At 73.2% G+C, this 13,666-nt stretch carries 14 protein-coding genes; 7 read left to right on the top strand and 7 right to left on the bottom strand.

The features are described 5' to 3' along the window. Positions 1-137 precede the first annotated feature (137 nt). The gene (locus tag ACGFWJ_RS29755) at positions 138-1,253 is read left to right on the top strand and encodes a PLP-dependent cysteine synthase family protein (protein ID WP_387648585.1); all 1,116 of its coding nucleotides are present in this window, start codon (positions 138-140) and stop codon (positions 1,251-1,253) included. Positions 1,254-1,260: 7 nt separating this feature from the next. Here the strand turns inward: ACGFWJ_RS29755 and ACGFWJ_RS29750 are convergent, their stop codons facing one another. Next, complete coding sequence (locus ACGFWJ_RS29750) at positions 1,261-1,668, bottom strand: DUF4267 domain-containing protein (protein WP_387648583.1); 408 nt, start codon at positions 1,666-1,668, stop codon at positions 1,261-1,263. A gap of 122 nt (positions 1,669-1,790) precedes the next feature. On the opposite strand from ACGFWJ_RS29750, the gene ACGFWJ_RS29745 reads away from it, so the two are divergent. The 5 genes from ACGFWJ_RS29745 to ACGFWJ_RS29725 all read left to right on the top strand — a co-directional run bounded on the left by ACGFWJ_RS29745 (position 1,791) and on the right by ACGFWJ_RS29725 (position 6,160). Beyond that, positions 1,791-2,363 (top strand): TetR/AcrR family transcriptional regulator, encoded by a 573-nt coding sequence (locus ACGFWJ_RS29745; protein WP_392955069.1) that lies wholly within the window; start codon positions 1,791-1,793, stop codon positions 2,361-2,363. A gap of 89 nt (positions 2,364-2,452) precedes the next feature. Next, positions 2,453-2,797 (top strand): hypothetical protein, encoded by a 345-nt coding sequence (locus ACGFWJ_RS29740; RefSeq protein ID WP_392955067.1) that lies wholly within the window; start codon positions 2,453-2,455, stop codon positions 2,795-2,797. Between the two features lie 104 nt (positions 2,798-2,901). Beyond that, positions 2,902-3,171 (top strand): hypothetical protein, encoded by a 270-nt coding sequence (locus ACGFWJ_RS29735; RefSeq protein WP_387867518.1) that lies wholly within the window; start codon positions 2,902-2,904, stop codon positions 3,169-3,171. Further along, positions 3,164-3,787 carry a DUF6879 family protein gene (locus ACGFWJ_RS29730; RefSeq protein WP_392955065.1) on the top strand — a complete coding sequence of 208 codons (624 nt, stop codon included), beginning with the start codon at positions 3,164-3,166 and terminating at the stop codon, positions 3,785-3,787. Before ACGFWJ_RS29735 ends, ACGFWJ_RS29730 begins: the two co-directional genes overlap by 8 nt. A 78-nt stretch (positions 3,788-3,865) precedes the next feature. Beyond that, positions 3,866-6,160 (top strand): ATP-binding protein, encoded by a 2,295-nt coding sequence (locus tag ACGFWJ_RS29725; RefSeq protein WP_392955063.1) that lies wholly within the window; start codon positions 3,866-3,868, stop codon positions 6,158-6,160. A gap of 25 nt (positions 6,161-6,185) precedes the next feature. On the opposite strand, the gene ACGFWJ_RS29720 is transcribed toward ACGFWJ_RS29725, so the two are convergent. Further along, on the bottom strand, positions 6,186-6,467 hold the full coding sequence (locus ACGFWJ_RS29720) for a hypothetical protein (protein WP_387648567.1): 282 nt from the start codon (positions 6,465-6,467) through the stop codon (positions 6,186-6,188). Between the two features lie 68 nt (positions 6,468-6,535). Next, positions 6,536-7,432 (bottom strand): LysR substrate-binding domain-containing protein, encoded by an 897-nt coding sequence (locus ACGFWJ_RS29715; RefSeq protein ID WP_392955061.1) that lies wholly within the window; start codon positions 7,430-7,432, stop codon positions 6,536-6,538. Between the two features lie 100 nt (positions 7,433-7,532). Here ACGFWJ_RS29715 and ACGFWJ_RS29710 point away from each other — a divergent pair, with 100 nt between their 5' ends. After that, positions 7,533-8,252: an SDR family oxidoreductase gene (locus ACGFWJ_RS29710; RefSeq protein ID WP_392955059.1), complete on the top strand. Its 720-nt coding sequence runs from the start codon at positions 7,533-7,535 to the stop codon at positions 8,250-8,252. 17 nt (positions 8,253-8,269) lie between these two features. On the opposite strand, the gene ACGFWJ_RS29705 is transcribed toward ACGFWJ_RS29710, so the two are convergent. The 4 genes from ACGFWJ_RS29705 to ACGFWJ_RS29690 all read right to left on the bottom strand — a co-directional run bounded on the left by ACGFWJ_RS29705 (position 8,270) and on the right by ACGFWJ_RS29690 (position 13,516). Beyond that, a complete protein-coding gene (locus ACGFWJ_RS29705) occupies positions 8,270-10,681 on the bottom strand; it encodes a right-handed parallel beta-helix repeat-containing protein (RefSeq protein WP_392955057.1) in 2,412 nt (803 codons plus the stop codon). A 131-nt stretch (positions 10,682-10,812) separates the two neighbouring features. After that, positions 10,813-11,724, bottom strand: coding sequence for an MOSC domain-containing protein (locus ACGFWJ_RS29700; RefSeq protein WP_392955055.1), 912 nt, complete (start codon positions 11,722-11,724; stop codon positions 10,813-10,815). Positions 11,725-11,934: 210 nt separating this feature from the next. After that, positions 11,935-12,579, bottom strand: a complete 645-nt coding sequence (locus ACGFWJ_RS29695) for a hypothetical protein (protein ID WP_392955053.1) — start codon at positions 12,577-12,579, stop codon at positions 11,935-11,937. A gap of 166 nt (positions 12,580-12,745) precedes the next feature. Continuing rightward, entirely contained in the window at positions 12,746-13,516 is a 771-nt protein-coding gene (locus ACGFWJ_RS29690) for a hypothetical protein (protein WP_392955051.1), read from the bottom strand. Positions 13,517-13,666 lie beyond the last annotated feature (150 nt).

The following is a 13,666-nucleotide window of genomic DNA, read 5'->3' as shown; positions in this document are numbered from 1 at the left end:
GCCGGCTTCGGAGTTGATCGTTTCGTACGCGGCGGCCCCGGTTTCCCCATAAGTGGAAGCTGGGGCCGCCGTAATCGTCACTTATCGTAGTTGCCTGTTACAGTAAGTGGGTATCCGGCGGATGCGAGGAGAGTGCGATGACCGCGACGAGTGTTCCCACTCTGGATGTGGACCGGTCCGACCCCGAGTACCGGGCCTGGCTGAAGGAGGCGGTCCGCCGCGTCCAGGCCGACGCCAACCGCTCCGCCGACACCCACCTGCTGCGCTTCCCGCTGCCCGCCGAGTGGGGCATCGACCTGTACCTGAAGGACGAGTCCACCCACCCCACCGGCAGCCTCAAGCACCGCCTCGCCCGCTCGCTGTTCCTGTACGCCCTGTGCAACGGCTGGATCCGCCCCGGCAAGCCCGTCATCGAGGCGTCCAGCGGCTCCACCGCCGTCTCCGAGGCGTACTTCGCGCAGCTGATCGGCGTCCCGTTCATCGCCGTGATGGCCCGCTCCACCAGCCGCGCCAAGATCGAACTGATCGAGTTCCACGGAGGCCGCTGCCACCTGGTCGACAACGCCTGCGAGGTGTACGAGGCCGCCGCCGGCCTCGCCGCCGAGACCGGCGGCCACTACATCGACCAGTTCACCTACGCCGAGCGGGCCACCGACTGGCGCGGCAACAACAACATCGCCGAATCCGTCTTCGCCCAGCTCCGGATGGAACCGCACCCCGAACCCGCCTGGATCGTCGCCACCGCCGGCACCGGCGGCACCTCCGCCACCATCGCCCGGTACGTGCACTACATGCAGTACGACACCCGGATCTGCGTCGCCGACCCGGAGAACTCCTGCTTCTTCGACGGCTGGGTGCACCGCGACCCCGACGCCACCGTCTCCACCTCCTCCCGGATCGAGGGCATCGGCCGCCCCCGGATGGAACCGTCCTTCGTGCCCGGCGCGATCGACCGGATGATGCGCGTCCCCGACGCCGCGTCCGTCGCCGCCATCCACCTGCTGGAGGCCGTCCTCGGCAAGAAGGCCGGCGCCTCCACCGGCACCGGCCTGTACAGCGCGCTCAAGATCGTCGCCGAGATGCGCGCCGACGGCCGCACCGGCAGCGTCGTCACCCTGATCTGCGACCCCGGCGACCGCTACCTCGACAAGTACTACTCCGCCCAGTGGCTCGCCGCCGAACGCATCGACCCCGGGCCGCACCGCGCCGCCCTGGAGGCGTTCCTCGCGGGCGGCGACTGGGCGGACGGCTGAGGGTTCGTCACTTGGTCTTGCGCTCGGTCAGGACCAGGGCGGCGACGGCGATCATGACCGCGGCCGTCGCGAAGTGGATCGTGAACGCGGTCAGGGCGCTGCCGTGGTGGGTCAGGATGGTGGTCGCGTCGCCGATCGGGACGAGCGCCGTGACCAGCATCGCCCAGCCCGAGGCCCGGCGCTGCCCGAGCAGCAGCAGCGCCAGCGGGACGAGGCCGGAGACCACGTCGCGGATGCCCTTGGTGATCAGGAACATCGCCGCGTCGCCGTGCGGCCACGCCGGGAGGCCGAAGCTCGGGGCGGTGGACTCCGGGGCGAGGATGTAGCTGAGGCCGAACCAGAGCGGGAACAGGCCGAGCAGCACCGTGCCGACGGTGGCGACGTGGACCCTCGTGCTGATGGTGGTTGCGGACATGGTGGTTCCCCCTGGCTTGCTCGTGAAGTGGGCTGCGCTGCCTGCCTGTTAGCGGCGCTAGCGATGTGAACAACGCTAGACCGGCGGTCCGTCAGTTGTCTAGCGCTGCTAGGGTTTCGGGCATGGCTATCAAGGAACGCAGGGCGCGCGAACGCGCCGAACGCGAACAGCTGATCGTCCGGGCCGCCCGCGAACTCGCCGAGACCGAAGGCTGGGACGCCGTCACCACCCGCCGTCTCGCCGAACGCATCGAATACAGCCAGCCCGTCCTGTACAGCCACTTCGCCGGCAAGGACGCGATCGTCGCCGCCGTCGCCGTCGAGGGCTGCGCCGAACTCGCCGTCCAACTCCGCGCCGCAGCCGCCGAATTGGACGACCCCCGGGCCGCGTTCGCCGCCGTCGCCCGCGCGTACCTGGCGTTCGCCGCCGCCAACCCCGCCCTCTACGACGCCATCTTCACCATGGCCAACCCCCTGCCCTTCGGCACCCCCGACGCACCCGCCGCCCTGCACGAAGCCTTCGCCGCCATCGCCGACCCCGCCACCGCGAGCGCCACCGCCGCCGGCCTCGACCCCGCCGGCTACACCGAACTCGCCTGGTCCACCCTCCACGGCATGGCCACCCTCGCCCGCGGCGGCCGACTCCGCCCCGAACTCGACGACAGCCGGATGGCCGCCTTCACCGCCGTCTTCTGACCTTCCGCCGGGTGCAACCGCCCCGCCGCGCAGCCCGTCCGTCCTGGCGGGCGGGCGCGACGGGCGCGGCCCCGCGAAGGAGACACACCGTGAACCTGCTGGGACGCCCCGCCACCGCCACCCTGGGCACGGCCCTCGCCGCCGCCACCACGGTGGTCACCGTCCGCACCATTGCCCACAACTGGATGGGCTGCGCCACCCACCTCGACCCCGGCAGCCGCACCACCCTCCTCCTCTTCACCCCCCTCTGCTTCGCCCTCCTGACCGCCGCCGGCGCCATCACCGGCCTCCTCTCCCGCGGCATCCGTCGCCACCTCGAAGACCCCGAACTCCTCCGCCTCGCCGCCGTCACCCTCGGCATCGCCGCCACCGCCCTCGCCATCGGCACCCTGCTGACGGGCGCGGGCACGAACGGCTGCTTCCCGGCGCCGTAGGCATGACGGACCGGCCAAGCGAATGGCACGCGCAGGCATCGTGTGCTGACGGACGGTCAGCGATAGGGTGATGGGCCGGTGTTGTGTCAGCGGAGGAGACAAGCATGAGCAACGCATGGCACGTTGACCTGTCCGCACCGTTCGCCAGGCGGCTGGGGAAGTCGGCCGCAGAGCTGGGCTCTTCCGACGGCCGCGACGAATGCCCGGACATCTGGCAACTCGCCAACGGCGACGTCGCCGTCATCGGCGCGGACGTGACCGAGGCCTATCGCGGCCGGCTGCCCGAAGGCGTCCGGGTCGGCGAGGGCGAACGCCTGGTCGTCATCCCCGGTGCGATGCTCGCTGCCGCGAAGCCGGACATCCCGGATGCCTGAGCTTCGCGCCCCGGCGCTGAACCCCGAGAACGGGTGCCGGCTCACCAGGGAGGAGTATCGGCGAGACTTCCGGGAACGGGATGCGGAGATCCGGGGGCGGGACTCCTGGAAGCTCGAACGGCGCCAGTACTTCGAGGAGCAGAACAGCCCGAGCCGGGACGCGCTGCGGCGTGGCGACTGGGCGGGCGCGCTGCGGCTGTTGGAGGAGCGGCGCGGCGCGCTGGAGGCGATCGGGCGGGAGGACGAGGAGCGCGGATCGTTCTTCCACCGGGTCCGAGTGGTCGAGCGGCCGCTGACCGGCTACCTGCAATGGGAGCTGCACTCGCTGCGGATGCGCGCCGAGTGCGGGGAGCGCGTGCGGATCGTGCCGGCCGAGGAGTTGGCGGAGGACTCCGGGCCGCTGCCCGAGATCGTGGTGCTCGGCGGCCGCACCCTGTACCAGGTGCTGTACACGGCAACGGGTACGCCGGACGGCGCGATCCGTTGGACCGGCCCCGAACCCGTCGACGAATGGCAGGAGTTCATCCAGTCGCTGTACCGCCGAGGGGAGGATGTTGCGTCCTGGTTCGCCCGCGAAGTGGCACCCCTGGCGCCGCCTCGCACGGAGGAGGTGTAGACGATCGACGGGCACAGCGGCGGCGGGTCGCACAACGAGCTGTCGGGGAACGCGCACCAGGCCGTCCAGGTGGGGACGGTGAGTGGCGGTATCCACCTGCACGGCCTCTCGGAGCCCGAGCGCGTTGCCCCCACGCCACGCCAACTCCCGGCGGACGTCCGGGGATTCGTCAACCGGACCGCGGAACTGCGCGAGCTGGACGCGGTATTGGCCGGCCACGACGCACCGGTGTGTGTCATCGCGGGTACCGCCGGGGCCGGGAAGACCTCGCTCGCGCTGCGTTGGGCCCACCGGGCGCGGGACCGGTTCCCGGACGGGCAGCTGTACGTCAACCTGCGCGGCTACGACCCCGGGCGGCCCGTCACCGCCCGCGAGGCACTGGACCGGTTCCTGGTCTCGCTCGGTGTTCCCGCCGCGTCCGTCCCGCCGGACCAGGACGCCGCTGCCGCGCTCTACCGGTCCCTGCTGGCCGACCGCCAGGTGCTGGTGGTGCTGGACAATGCCGCCACTGTCGCCCAGGTCCGGCCGTTGCTGCCCGGCAGCGCGGGCTGCCTGGTGATCGTCACCAGCCGCAGCCGACTGTCCGGGCTCGCCGTGCGCGACGGTGCCCGGCGCCTCACCCTGGGCACCCTCCCCGAGCCTGAGGCCGTCGCGTTGCTGCGTGCCGTCACCGCCGACCACCGGTCGGCGGACGACCCCGCCGAACTCGCCGAACTCGCCCGGCTGTGCGCCCAACTCCCGCTCGCCCTGCGGATCGCGGCCGAGCGCGCCGCCAGCCTGCCGCATCTGGGGCTGGACGACCTGATCGCCGACCTGCGGGACGAATCCGCGCTGTGGGACGTGCTGAGCGTCGGCGACGAGGAGGAGAGCGACGCCGTCCGCACCGTCTTCGCCTGGTCCTACCGCGCCCTGCCCGAGCCGGCTGCCCGGCTGTTCCGGCGGCTGGGCCTGCACCCGGGGCCGGAGTTCGGGCTGCACGCCGCCGCCGCGCTGGCCGAACTGACCACCGCTCGGGCCCGGCAGCTCCTGGACACCCTGGTCGGCGCGCACCTCGTCGAACAGACCGCCCCCGACCGGTACCAGTTCCACGACCTGCTGCGCGCCTACGCCACCGACCAGGCCCAGCAGGAGGAGTCGCCCGCGCAGCGACAGGACGCGCTCCGGCGGGTGCTCGACTGGTACCTGCACACCGCCGACGCCGCCCAGCAGTGGCTGAGCCCGGCCGAGGCCCGGCTCCCGCTCGATCCGCCGGCGGACGGTGTGCAGCCGCTGACCTTCGCCGACCACAACGCCGCCGCCGATTGGGCCGAGCGGGACCGGACCAACCTCCTGCACGCCGTCGGCGCCGCTGCCGCGGCCGGACTCGACCGCCCGACCTGGCAGTTGGCCGCCGCACTCTTCAACGCGCCCGCCCCCTCCGCGCCGGGTGCCGACTGGATTCCGGCCGGCCGCCTCGGCCTGGCAGCGGCCGACCGGTTGCAGGACCGGTCCGCGAAGGCCCTGCTGCTCATCGACCTCGGGATAGCCCACACCCGGGTCAACCGCCTCGACGCCGCCGAGGCGCACCACCGTGACGCCCTCGCGCTCTTCCGCGAGCTGGGCGACCGCGGCAACGAGGCCCATGCGCTGAACCTGCTCGGCCTGGGCCACCTGCGGCGGCGTCAACTCGACGAAGCGGCCGCCCACTTCGACCAGGCCATCGCCACGTTCCGGCAGCTCGGCGAGACCCACTGGGAGACCACCGTGCTCGCCAACCTGGCCGGTACCCACCACCACGCCGGGCGGCCCGAACCGGCCCGGGCCGCCGCCGAGCAGGTCCTCGCCGCACACCGCGCCTCGGGCGACCGACGCGCGGAGGGCAACGCCCTGCGCCTGCTCGGCGAGATCCTGCGCGAACAGGGCGATCTGGTCGGCGCGTTGGCGGCGGCTCGGGACGCGGTCGAGATCGCACTCGCCCTGCGCAACCACCGGCTGGAGGCGTTCTGGCTGATCACCCTCGGCGACAGCCAGCAGGCCGTCGGCCAGTACGCCGAAGCGCTCGACTCCTACCACCGCTCCGCCGTCCTGTACCGCCGTCTCGGCGACCGCAGCCGTGAGGCCCTCGCCTGGCATGGCGCCGGACAGACCAAACTCCACCTCGACCGCCCCGACGAGGCCGCCGCCTTCTTCCGCCGCGCCGCCACCACCCACCACGAACTCGGCGACCCCTGGCACGAATCCCGCAGCCTCGACGGACTGGCCCACGCCCTGCACGGCCTCGACACGGAAGCCGCCCGCCGCCACTGGACCGCCGCGCTCGCCCTGCTGGCCGGCTACCGCGACCCGCGAGCGGTACGGCAGCGGGAGCGGATCGAACGCGCCCTCGCGAGCTGAGGGCCGGTCCGGTGGGTCAGTGGTTCTACTGACCGGAGCCGTCAGGTGAGCCGGACTCGGCGATGGTTCGCAGTTGTGCCTTGGCCTCTTCGGCCTGGCGGGTCTTTCGGCGGTTCCAGGCGCGCTTGGCGACGGCTCCGCCGGCTATCAGGACGGCCACTGCCACGGTGCCGACGGCGCCGTCTTTGACGCCCTTCGCGTGGCTCTTGCCGGCAGCGTTCTTCTCGATGATCTCGATCAACTTGTCGACGCCGCCCGCGCGCTTCGCCTCCATCACGATGTCCTGATATTTGCCCAGGTTGCTCATTCCGCATCCTTCCGAAGCCGCGTTCGTCGCCTGCCCGTTGCGTCGGTGCGTCCGGGAGGTGACAGCAATCATGCCGGGCGCGGTGCCAGGCCGACGTGGGTGGCCAGGGTTTCGGTGAAGGTGGTGGTGAGGCGGTCGGGGCGGGTGCGGGTGTAGGCGGCGAGGGGGCGGTGGATCGGGGGGTGGGGGCGGAGGATGGCGGCGTCGAGGGTGGGGGGGAGGGTGGTGGCGGGGACGAGGGCGGGGCCGAGGCCGGCGGCGGCGAGCATGGGGGCGGCGGCGGTCTGTTCGGTGCGGACGGCGGGGTGGGGGAGGAAGCCGGCGCGGGCGCAGGACTGGTCGAGGAGTTCGGCGAGGCCGTGGCCGGGGGCGTAGTGGACCCAGGCGCGGTCGGCGAGGGCGGCGAGGGGGAGGGTGCCGTCCGGGGGGTTGGCGAGCGGGTCGTCGGTGGGGAGGACGAGGGCGAACTCCTCGACGCCCAACTCCCGTACGGGGCCGTCCCAGTCGGTGGGTACCGGGCCGATGGCGAGGTCCGCGCCGCCGGCGGCCATCGCGGCGCGCAGCAGGTCGGCGTGCGGGTATTCGCGCAGGCGGATGCGGACGGTGGGGTGCTGGCGGCGCCAGGCGCGCAGGACCGGCGGGAGGATGCCGAGGGCGATGGAGTGGACGGTGGCGACCTCGAGTTCGCCGTCCTCCAGGCCGGCGGTGCGGCGGGCCGCGGCGTGCAGGCGCTGGGCGTCGGCGAGGACGGCGCGGGCGTGCGGCAGGACGGCCCGGCCGAGCGGGGTGGGGCGGACGGCGCGCGGGAGTCGTTCGAGGAGGGGGCCGCCGAGGGCGGATTCCAGGGCCCGGACCTGGTGGGAGAGGGCGGGCTGGGTGACGTGGAGGTGTTCGGCGGCCCGGGTGAAGGAGCCGGTGTCGACCACGGTGACCAGGTATTCGAGCTGCCGGAGCGTTGCTGCCATGCACGCAGTTTATGGGTGGGGTGAAGAACAAGCCTTGGACCTATCGGCGCAGGTCCGGGAGGGTGAAGGAGTCCCAATCGAGCTGATAGGAGCTCCGCACATGTCTGAAGGTCTTACTGGTCGTCGCGTCGTCGTGGTCGGTGCCGGTTCGCGCACCGGCCGGCTGCTCGCGCACGCCGCCTCCGCCGCCGGGGCGGAACTCGTGCTCGCCGGGCCCGATCCGCGGAAGCTGGAGTGGACGGCGGGCGAGCTGGCCGGCCCGTCCACCGTGGTGCCCGTCGATCTGGCGGACGAGGCGTCGATCGAGGCGCTGGCGGCCCGGGCCGGGCGGGTCGACCACCTGGTGTCGACGGCCGCGATGCCCGCCAACGGGCCGCTCGAAGAGCTCGAACTCGCGGACATCCGGCGGGCGTTCGACGCGAAGGTGATCGGTCCGATGCTGCTGGCCAAGCACCTGGCGGGGCAGTTCGCCGAGGACGGGTCGATGACGTTCTTCTCCGGTGTCGCCGCCTGGCGTCCCGCGCCCGCCCGGACGGTGATGGCCACCACCAACGGGGCGTTGGCGTTCCTGGTGCAGGCCCTCGCGGTGGAGCTCGCCCCGGTGCGGGTCAACGCCGTCTCGCCGGGCATCGTCGACAGCGGCTCCTGGGACGGTCTCGGGGCGGGGAAGGAGGAGTTTCTGAAGGGAGTCGCCACCCGTAACCCGGCCCGCCGGGTCGGCACCCCGGAGGACCTGGTCAAGGCCGTGCTGTACGCCATCGACAGCCCGTACGTCACCGGCACCGTCCTGCACGTGGACGGCGGCGGCCGGCTGGTCTGAACGCCTGGGCGGAGAACTCAGGACGGGAGGTCGGCGGGGACCAGGAGTTGCAGGTCCTCGGTGGTGGGGTCGGTGAGGTGGGCGACCCGGGAGGCGTGGCGTTCGATCATGCTCTCGAAGACCTGGCGGGCGGTGCGGCCGTTGCCGAAACCGACGCCGCGGTCGAGGGTGGTGAAGTGGGCGTGCAGGGCGGCCTCGGTGGCCGCGTCGAGGTGGTACTCGTGCTCGGTGGCCTGGGCGCGGGCGATGTCGAGGAGCTCGTCGGCGGTGTAGTCGGGGAAGGTGACGGTGCGGGAGAAACGGGACGACAGGCCGGGGTTGGCGGCGAGGAAGCGCTCCATCTCGGCGGTGTAGCCCGCCACGATGATCACCACCTCGTCGCGGTGGTCCTCCATCAGCTTCACCAGGGTGTCGATCGCCTCCCGGCCGAAGTCCCGCCCGCCGTCCTCGGGGGCCAGCGCGTACGCCTCGTCGATGAACAGCACCCCGCCGCGCGCCTTGTCGAACGCGGCGGCGGTGCGGATCGCGGTGGAGCCGATGTGCTCGCCGACCAGGTCGAGGCGGGCCACCTCCACCAGGTGGCCGCGCTGGAGGACGCCGAGTGATGCCAGGATCTCGCCGTACAGGCGGGCGACGGTGGTCTTGCCGGTGCCGGGGGAGCCCGTGAAGACCAGGTGCCGGCGCGGCGACGGGGCCTTCAGGCCCGCGCGCTGCCGCGCCCGGCCGACCGAGATCATGTCGATCAGGGTCCGCACCTCCTGCTTGACCGTCGCCAGGCCGACCAGGGAGTCCAGTTCGGCCAGCGCCTCCTCGGCCGGGCGGCAGTCCGGGATGGGGGCGATCACGGCGAGGGCGGGGCCAACGGACGAAGACGAGGTCAGGACGGCGGGCGCCAGCGTCGCCAGCGGGGGAGCGGCCGGTTCGGCGGGGCGCGGGGCGGGCAGCGGCGCGGCGTCGTCCGAGGTGCAGCCCTCGGCGATCGGGCCGGGCTCGGAGAACTCGAAGCCGGCCCGGTCGTTGCGCTCCGCCCGGCAGCGCACCAGCTTCGTCCGGCAGCCGTCGATCACGTGGAAGCCGAACCCGCCGCCCTGCGACACCCGCACGGTGTCGAACTCGCCGCGTCCCTGCGCCGACACGTACACCCCGGCCTCGCTCGCGCCGCGCACGGTGCACTCGCGCAGCACCGGGTCCGCGCCCTTGGTGACGATCACACCGGTGGCGACGTCCGCGATCTCGCAGTCCGTCAGCAGGCCGCCCGAGCCGTGGTCGCGGAACCACAGGCCGGTGCCCGCGCCTTGGATCCGGCAGCCCGACAGGTCCGCGCTCGCCCCGCCCGAGACCGAGACCGCCGAGGAGCGGATCGCCGTGAACGAGCAGTCGCGGGCCGAGGCGGACGAACCCTGGTCGAGGACGAACAGCGCGTCCGGCAGATCGTCGAGGGAACAGTCGGCGAGCTCCAGGGCCGCGCCGTCGCTCACCCACAGCGCCGGGTAGTCGCCCTGCGCGGAGTGGAAGCGGCTGCTCTCCGCGAACACCTTCGTCCCGCCGTCCCACACCGACAGCGCGCCCCGGCCGAACGCGTGCACCGTCACCTGCCGCAGCGTCAGCTTGGCGCCGCCGCGCAGGTCCGCCGCGTTCTCCGGCACCTCGTGCACCCGGCAGGACGTCAGCTCCAGCTCCGCACCGGTGTCCAGGCTCAGCCCGTTGCCGGACACCCGCTGCACCGTGCAGTCCGTCAGCCGCCCCACCGCCTGCGCCTCGGCCTGCACGCCCGAACCGCGCACCTCGTACACCTGGCAGCCGATCAGCTCCGCCAGCGACCCCGGGTCGGCCAGCAGCACACCCGCGCCGCCCGTGTGGTGCACCCGCAGCCGCTCCGCGCGCAGCTTCGAACCCGACAGCACCGCCAGACCGCTCTGGCCCGCCGCCGAGATCTCGCAGTCCACCAACTCCGCGTCGGCCTGCGCACGCAGCCGGACACCCAGACCGGACGGGTTCTCCACCGTGCAGTTGACCAACTGCGCGCGGGCGCCGTCGGCGAGCTCCACGCCCACCGCGGAGGACGTCTCGATCCGGCAGTCCGCCAGCACCGCGCCGTCCGCGCGGGCCAGCAGCACCGCCGGGATCGAACGGTCGGAACCCTCGATGGTCAGGCCGCGGATCGTCGCGCCCGCCGTCACCGTCAACGCCGTGCCGCCGCGCACCGCGCTCTCCGGCGGCGAGATCCGCACACTGCCGGGACCATGCTCGGCGACCAGCGTCACCGGCTTGTCGACCAGCACCGCCTCGCGGAAGGTCCCCGCCCGCACCGTCAGGGTGTCACCCGGCTCGGCCACTTCCAGGGCCTCGCGGAGCGTCGCGTACTCCCCGCTGCGCCGCCGCCACCGGGAGGCGCTGTCCTGCGTGACCCGGACCCTGAGCTCACCCATGACGATCTGTCATCCCCGCCTTCGTCGAGTGCGTGCGAGACGCTGCGCGATCACCCCCACCGTAGCGCGAGAGGCCGACCGGGCCGTCGCCCGGTTCAACGAATGAGCCGGGGGGTGGTTCCGGGTGCCCGTCAGCGGCGGTCCGGCAGCGGGGCCTCCACCGCCTCCAGGACCTCCACCTCGTCGCCGACCGTCAGCGTTCCCAGCACCTCCGCGGTCTCTGCGGTGGGAGTGGGACGGACCGGGATCAGGTTCTGTCCGAACACCAGCTTCTGGCCGAACCGGTGGTGCCGGCCCAGCGCGCGCAGCGGCTCCGGGCCGCGACGCTCACCCGACTCCTGGTCGGTGGTGGTCACCACGCAGCGGGCGCAGGGCTTCGCCACCCGGAACTCCAGGCCGCCGACCCGGACCCGGCGCCAGCCGTCCTCCGCCCACGGCTCGGTGCCGGACACCACCAGGTTCGGCCGGAACCGCTCCATCGGCAGCGCCGCGCCCTTCCGCTCGTCGCCCGGGTGGTCCTCGGCGATCCGGGCGTTCAGCTCGGCCAGCGAGGCGCTGGTGGTCAGCAGCAGCGGGTAGCCGTCCGCCATCGACACCGTCTCGTCCGGCCCCGCGTACTTCGGGTTGATCGGACGGGACACCTCCGGGCGGTCCAGGTGCACCAGCCGCACCTCGCCGAGCTTCGCGGGCAGGTGCTCGGCCAGCCAGGCGGACGTCTCCTTCGCGGCGGTGGCGGCGGAGAAACGGGTGCCGAAGACCTCGACGGTCGCCTCGGGGGCACCCGTGGTGAGGGACGGCGCGGGGACGGTGTGGGCGTCGCCGTCCGGGGCGGTCAGGGTGAGTGACGTGCCATCAGCGGACGGGGCGGGGCGGAACTGGCCGATTGACGGCTCGTCGCGCTGGGTGAGGGCGACGCCCTCCGCGTCCACGAGCATCCAGCGACGGTCACCGGCCAGGCCCCACGGGTGCACCTCGGCGGTGGCCGGGCTGAGGCGGTACATGGACTTGACGGGGTACACGTGGAGGGACGCGAGCGTTGGCATGCGGCCCATCCTGCCAGAGGCCGTCCGGGGAGCGAGGGCCTGCCGGTCGGACGGACCTCACCGGCGTTCCCGTCCCCCTTCGCGCAGTTCCCCGCGCCCCTGGCGGGACGCGGGGAACGAGTGCGATTCGTCCGGCCCTCGAGGGCGCGGGGATATCAGTAAGAACTACTTGCTATGAGACCTTGCCCCTGTGGGGAGGGGTGTTGCCCGTCAGCCTGCCTGGGGGTACTGGCGGTACTGGGGGTACTGCTGCGGCGGGTTGGGCTGGGCCGGGCGCAGGGTGTTGCCGCCGAACGACTGGTCGCCGAAGCTCTGCTGCTGGGCGACCGGCTGGGCGCCGAACTGCTGCTGGCTGCCGAACTGGGAGGGGGCGAACTGCTGGCCGCCGCCGAACTGCTGGGCCTGGCCGCCGAACTGCTGCTGGGGGGCGAAGCTCTGCGGCGCGGTGGCGAAGGTGTTCGCCGGGGCCGGTTGCGGGTAGGCCGGGGCGGCCGGGCGCTGGCTGGGCATGAACGGCTGCGGCGGCACGGGCGCGGCCGCGTACCCGGGCTGCACCGGGATGTGCGGGGCGGGCACCGGGCTGCTGCTCGGGCCGGGGCCGAGGGCGAGGCGGGCCGGGGGCAGAGCGGGCAGGTTCGACGCGGGGGAGTCGAAGCCGCCGCCGAGCCCGCCGGTGAAGCCGGCGCCGTAGGCGGTGGACCAGGTGGGGGCCGCGTTGGCCGGGGGCACGTTGATGGGTGCGATCTGCGGGATGCCACGCTCTGCGACCAGGCTGTCGTAGATGGGCGTGCCGGAGGAGGAGGAGAAGGACGGAGAGGGGTAGCCGACTCCGTCGTAGGAGCGGGGCGAGGTCATGGGGCCTACCGTAAGCCCACAACATGCCTGCTGAGGAGAGCGGGAGGGCCCGGAGTTCACATGTTTACGGACTCTTCGCGAGCCGAAATCGGACAATCCCGGAGCTAGTCGGGCGAACGGGTTCGGCTCATTTCGGCCATCCCAGACGTATGGTCCGTGCGCGATCTCATCGGGCGGCGCGGGGGCGGAGGGGTCGGGTGCCGGTGAGCTTCTGCCAGCGGCCGCAGGCGGCTTCGAATGCCTGTTCGGCTTCGGCGATGGCGGGGTCGGCGTCCTGCTCGGCGCGGATCTCGTCCAGCCGCTCGCGGGCCCGGTCCACCTCGGCGGTGTCGGCGCGGACCTCGGTCAGGGCGGCCTCGGCGGCGGGAAGTTTCGCCTCGCGTTCCAGTCGGGCGGTCTTCGCGCGGGCCACGCCGTCGCGTGCGGCGATGACGAAGGCGCGGATCTTCTCCTCGGCGAACTCGCTGTGTGCGAACGGCAGTTCGCGTTGGGCGCCGTCGGGGAGCACCAGGTGGAGGTGGCTGGCGCCGGCCGTGTGGTCGGCGTGCAGCAGGACGGCGTCGAGCGCGTGATCGGCGGCGCGGCCGTTGGTGGTCAGCACCAGCTTGTGCTCGAACAGGCGCAGCGAGCCGAGCGTTTCGCCCTCGGCGCCGCGGCCGGGGTCGCGCAGCCGGTCGACCTCGGCCTGGGCCGCGACGACCCGGGAACGGTGCGCGGCAGCGGCCCGGGCGGCGCCGTCGCGGGCGGTGGAGACGGTGCGGCGGGAGGCGCGCCGGACCGCGCAGAGATGGCTGCGGTGGGTGCCGAGATCACGCCGGTGGTCGGCGTACCGCGCCTCGAACGCGTAGCGCCACGCGCCCGGGTACTGGAGCCAGCGCCACAGCACGGCCGCGGCCGCCACCGCCGCGATCACGAGCAGCCAGCCGAGTGTGCCCATCGAGCCCTCCCCGCACGGTGGTTGACGCCCCCGACTGCCACGGGGACGACGGGGATCACTATCGGCACCGGGCCGGTGCGGTCAAACGGCGAGGGGGCGGGGCGGCGGGTTCCGGACAGGCTTCGGCCCGGGCGGCGGGTGTGCCGTCCG

Origin of the sequence: Kitasatospora sp. NPDC048407, from assembly GCF_043200475.1 — a bacterium.
Taxonomy (GTDB): Bacteria; Actinomycetota; Actinomycetes; order Streptomycetales; family Streptomycetaceae; genus Kitasatospora.
The sequence above is the reverse complement of the archived record's forward strand: the minus strand, read 5'-3'. Positions and strand labels throughout refer to the sequence as shown.

Excerpts from the sequence above, each read along its gene's own strand:
- ACGFWJ_RS29755 (WP_387648585.1), top strand. The coding sequence starts at position 138 with ATGACCGCGACGAGTGTTCCCACTCTGGATGTGGACCGGTCCGACCCC.
- ACGFWJ_RS29750 (WP_387648583.1), bottom strand. The coding sequence starts at position 1,668 with ATGTCCGCAACCACCATCAGCACGAGGGTCCACGTCGCCACCGTCGGC.
- ACGFWJ_RS29745 (WP_392955069.1), top strand. The coding sequence starts at position 1,791 with ATGGCTATCAAGGAACGCAGGGCGCGCGAACGCGCCGAACGCGAACAG.
- ACGFWJ_RS29735 (WP_387867518.1), top strand. The coding sequence starts at position 2,902 with ATGAGCAACGCATGGCACGTTGACCTGTCCGCACCGTTCGCCAGGCGG.
- ACGFWJ_RS29730 (WP_392955065.1), top strand. The coding sequence starts at position 3,164 with ATGCCTGAGCTTCGCGCCCCGGCGCTGAACCCCGAGAACGGGTGCCGG.
- ACGFWJ_RS29720 (WP_387648567.1), bottom strand. The coding sequence starts at position 6,467 with ATGAGCAACCTGGGCAAATATCAGGACATCGTGATGGAGGCGAAGCGC.
- ACGFWJ_RS29715 (WP_392955061.1), bottom strand. The coding sequence starts at position 7,432 with ATGGCAGCAACGCTCCGGCAGCTCGAATACCTGGTCACCGTGGTCGAC.
- ACGFWJ_RS29710 (WP_392955059.1), top strand. The coding sequence starts at position 7,533 with ATGTCTGAAGGTCTTACTGGTCGTCGCGTCGTCGTGGTCGGTGCCGGT.
- ACGFWJ_RS29705 (WP_392955057.1), bottom strand. The coding sequence starts at position 10,681 with ATGGGTGAGCTCAGGGTCCGGGTCACGCAGGACAGCGCCTCCCGGTGG.
- ACGFWJ_RS29700 (WP_392955055.1), bottom strand. The coding sequence starts at position 11,724 with ATGCCAACGCTCGCGTCCCTCCACGTGTACCCCGTCAAGTCCATGTAC.
- ACGFWJ_RS29695 (WP_392955053.1), bottom strand. The coding sequence starts at position 12,579 with ATGACCTCGCCCCGCTCCTACGACGGAGTCGGCTACCCCTCTCCGTCC.
- ACGFWJ_RS29690 (WP_392955051.1), bottom strand. The coding sequence starts at position 13,516 with ATGGGCACACTCGGCTGGCTGCTCGTGATCGCGGCGGTGGCGGCCGCG.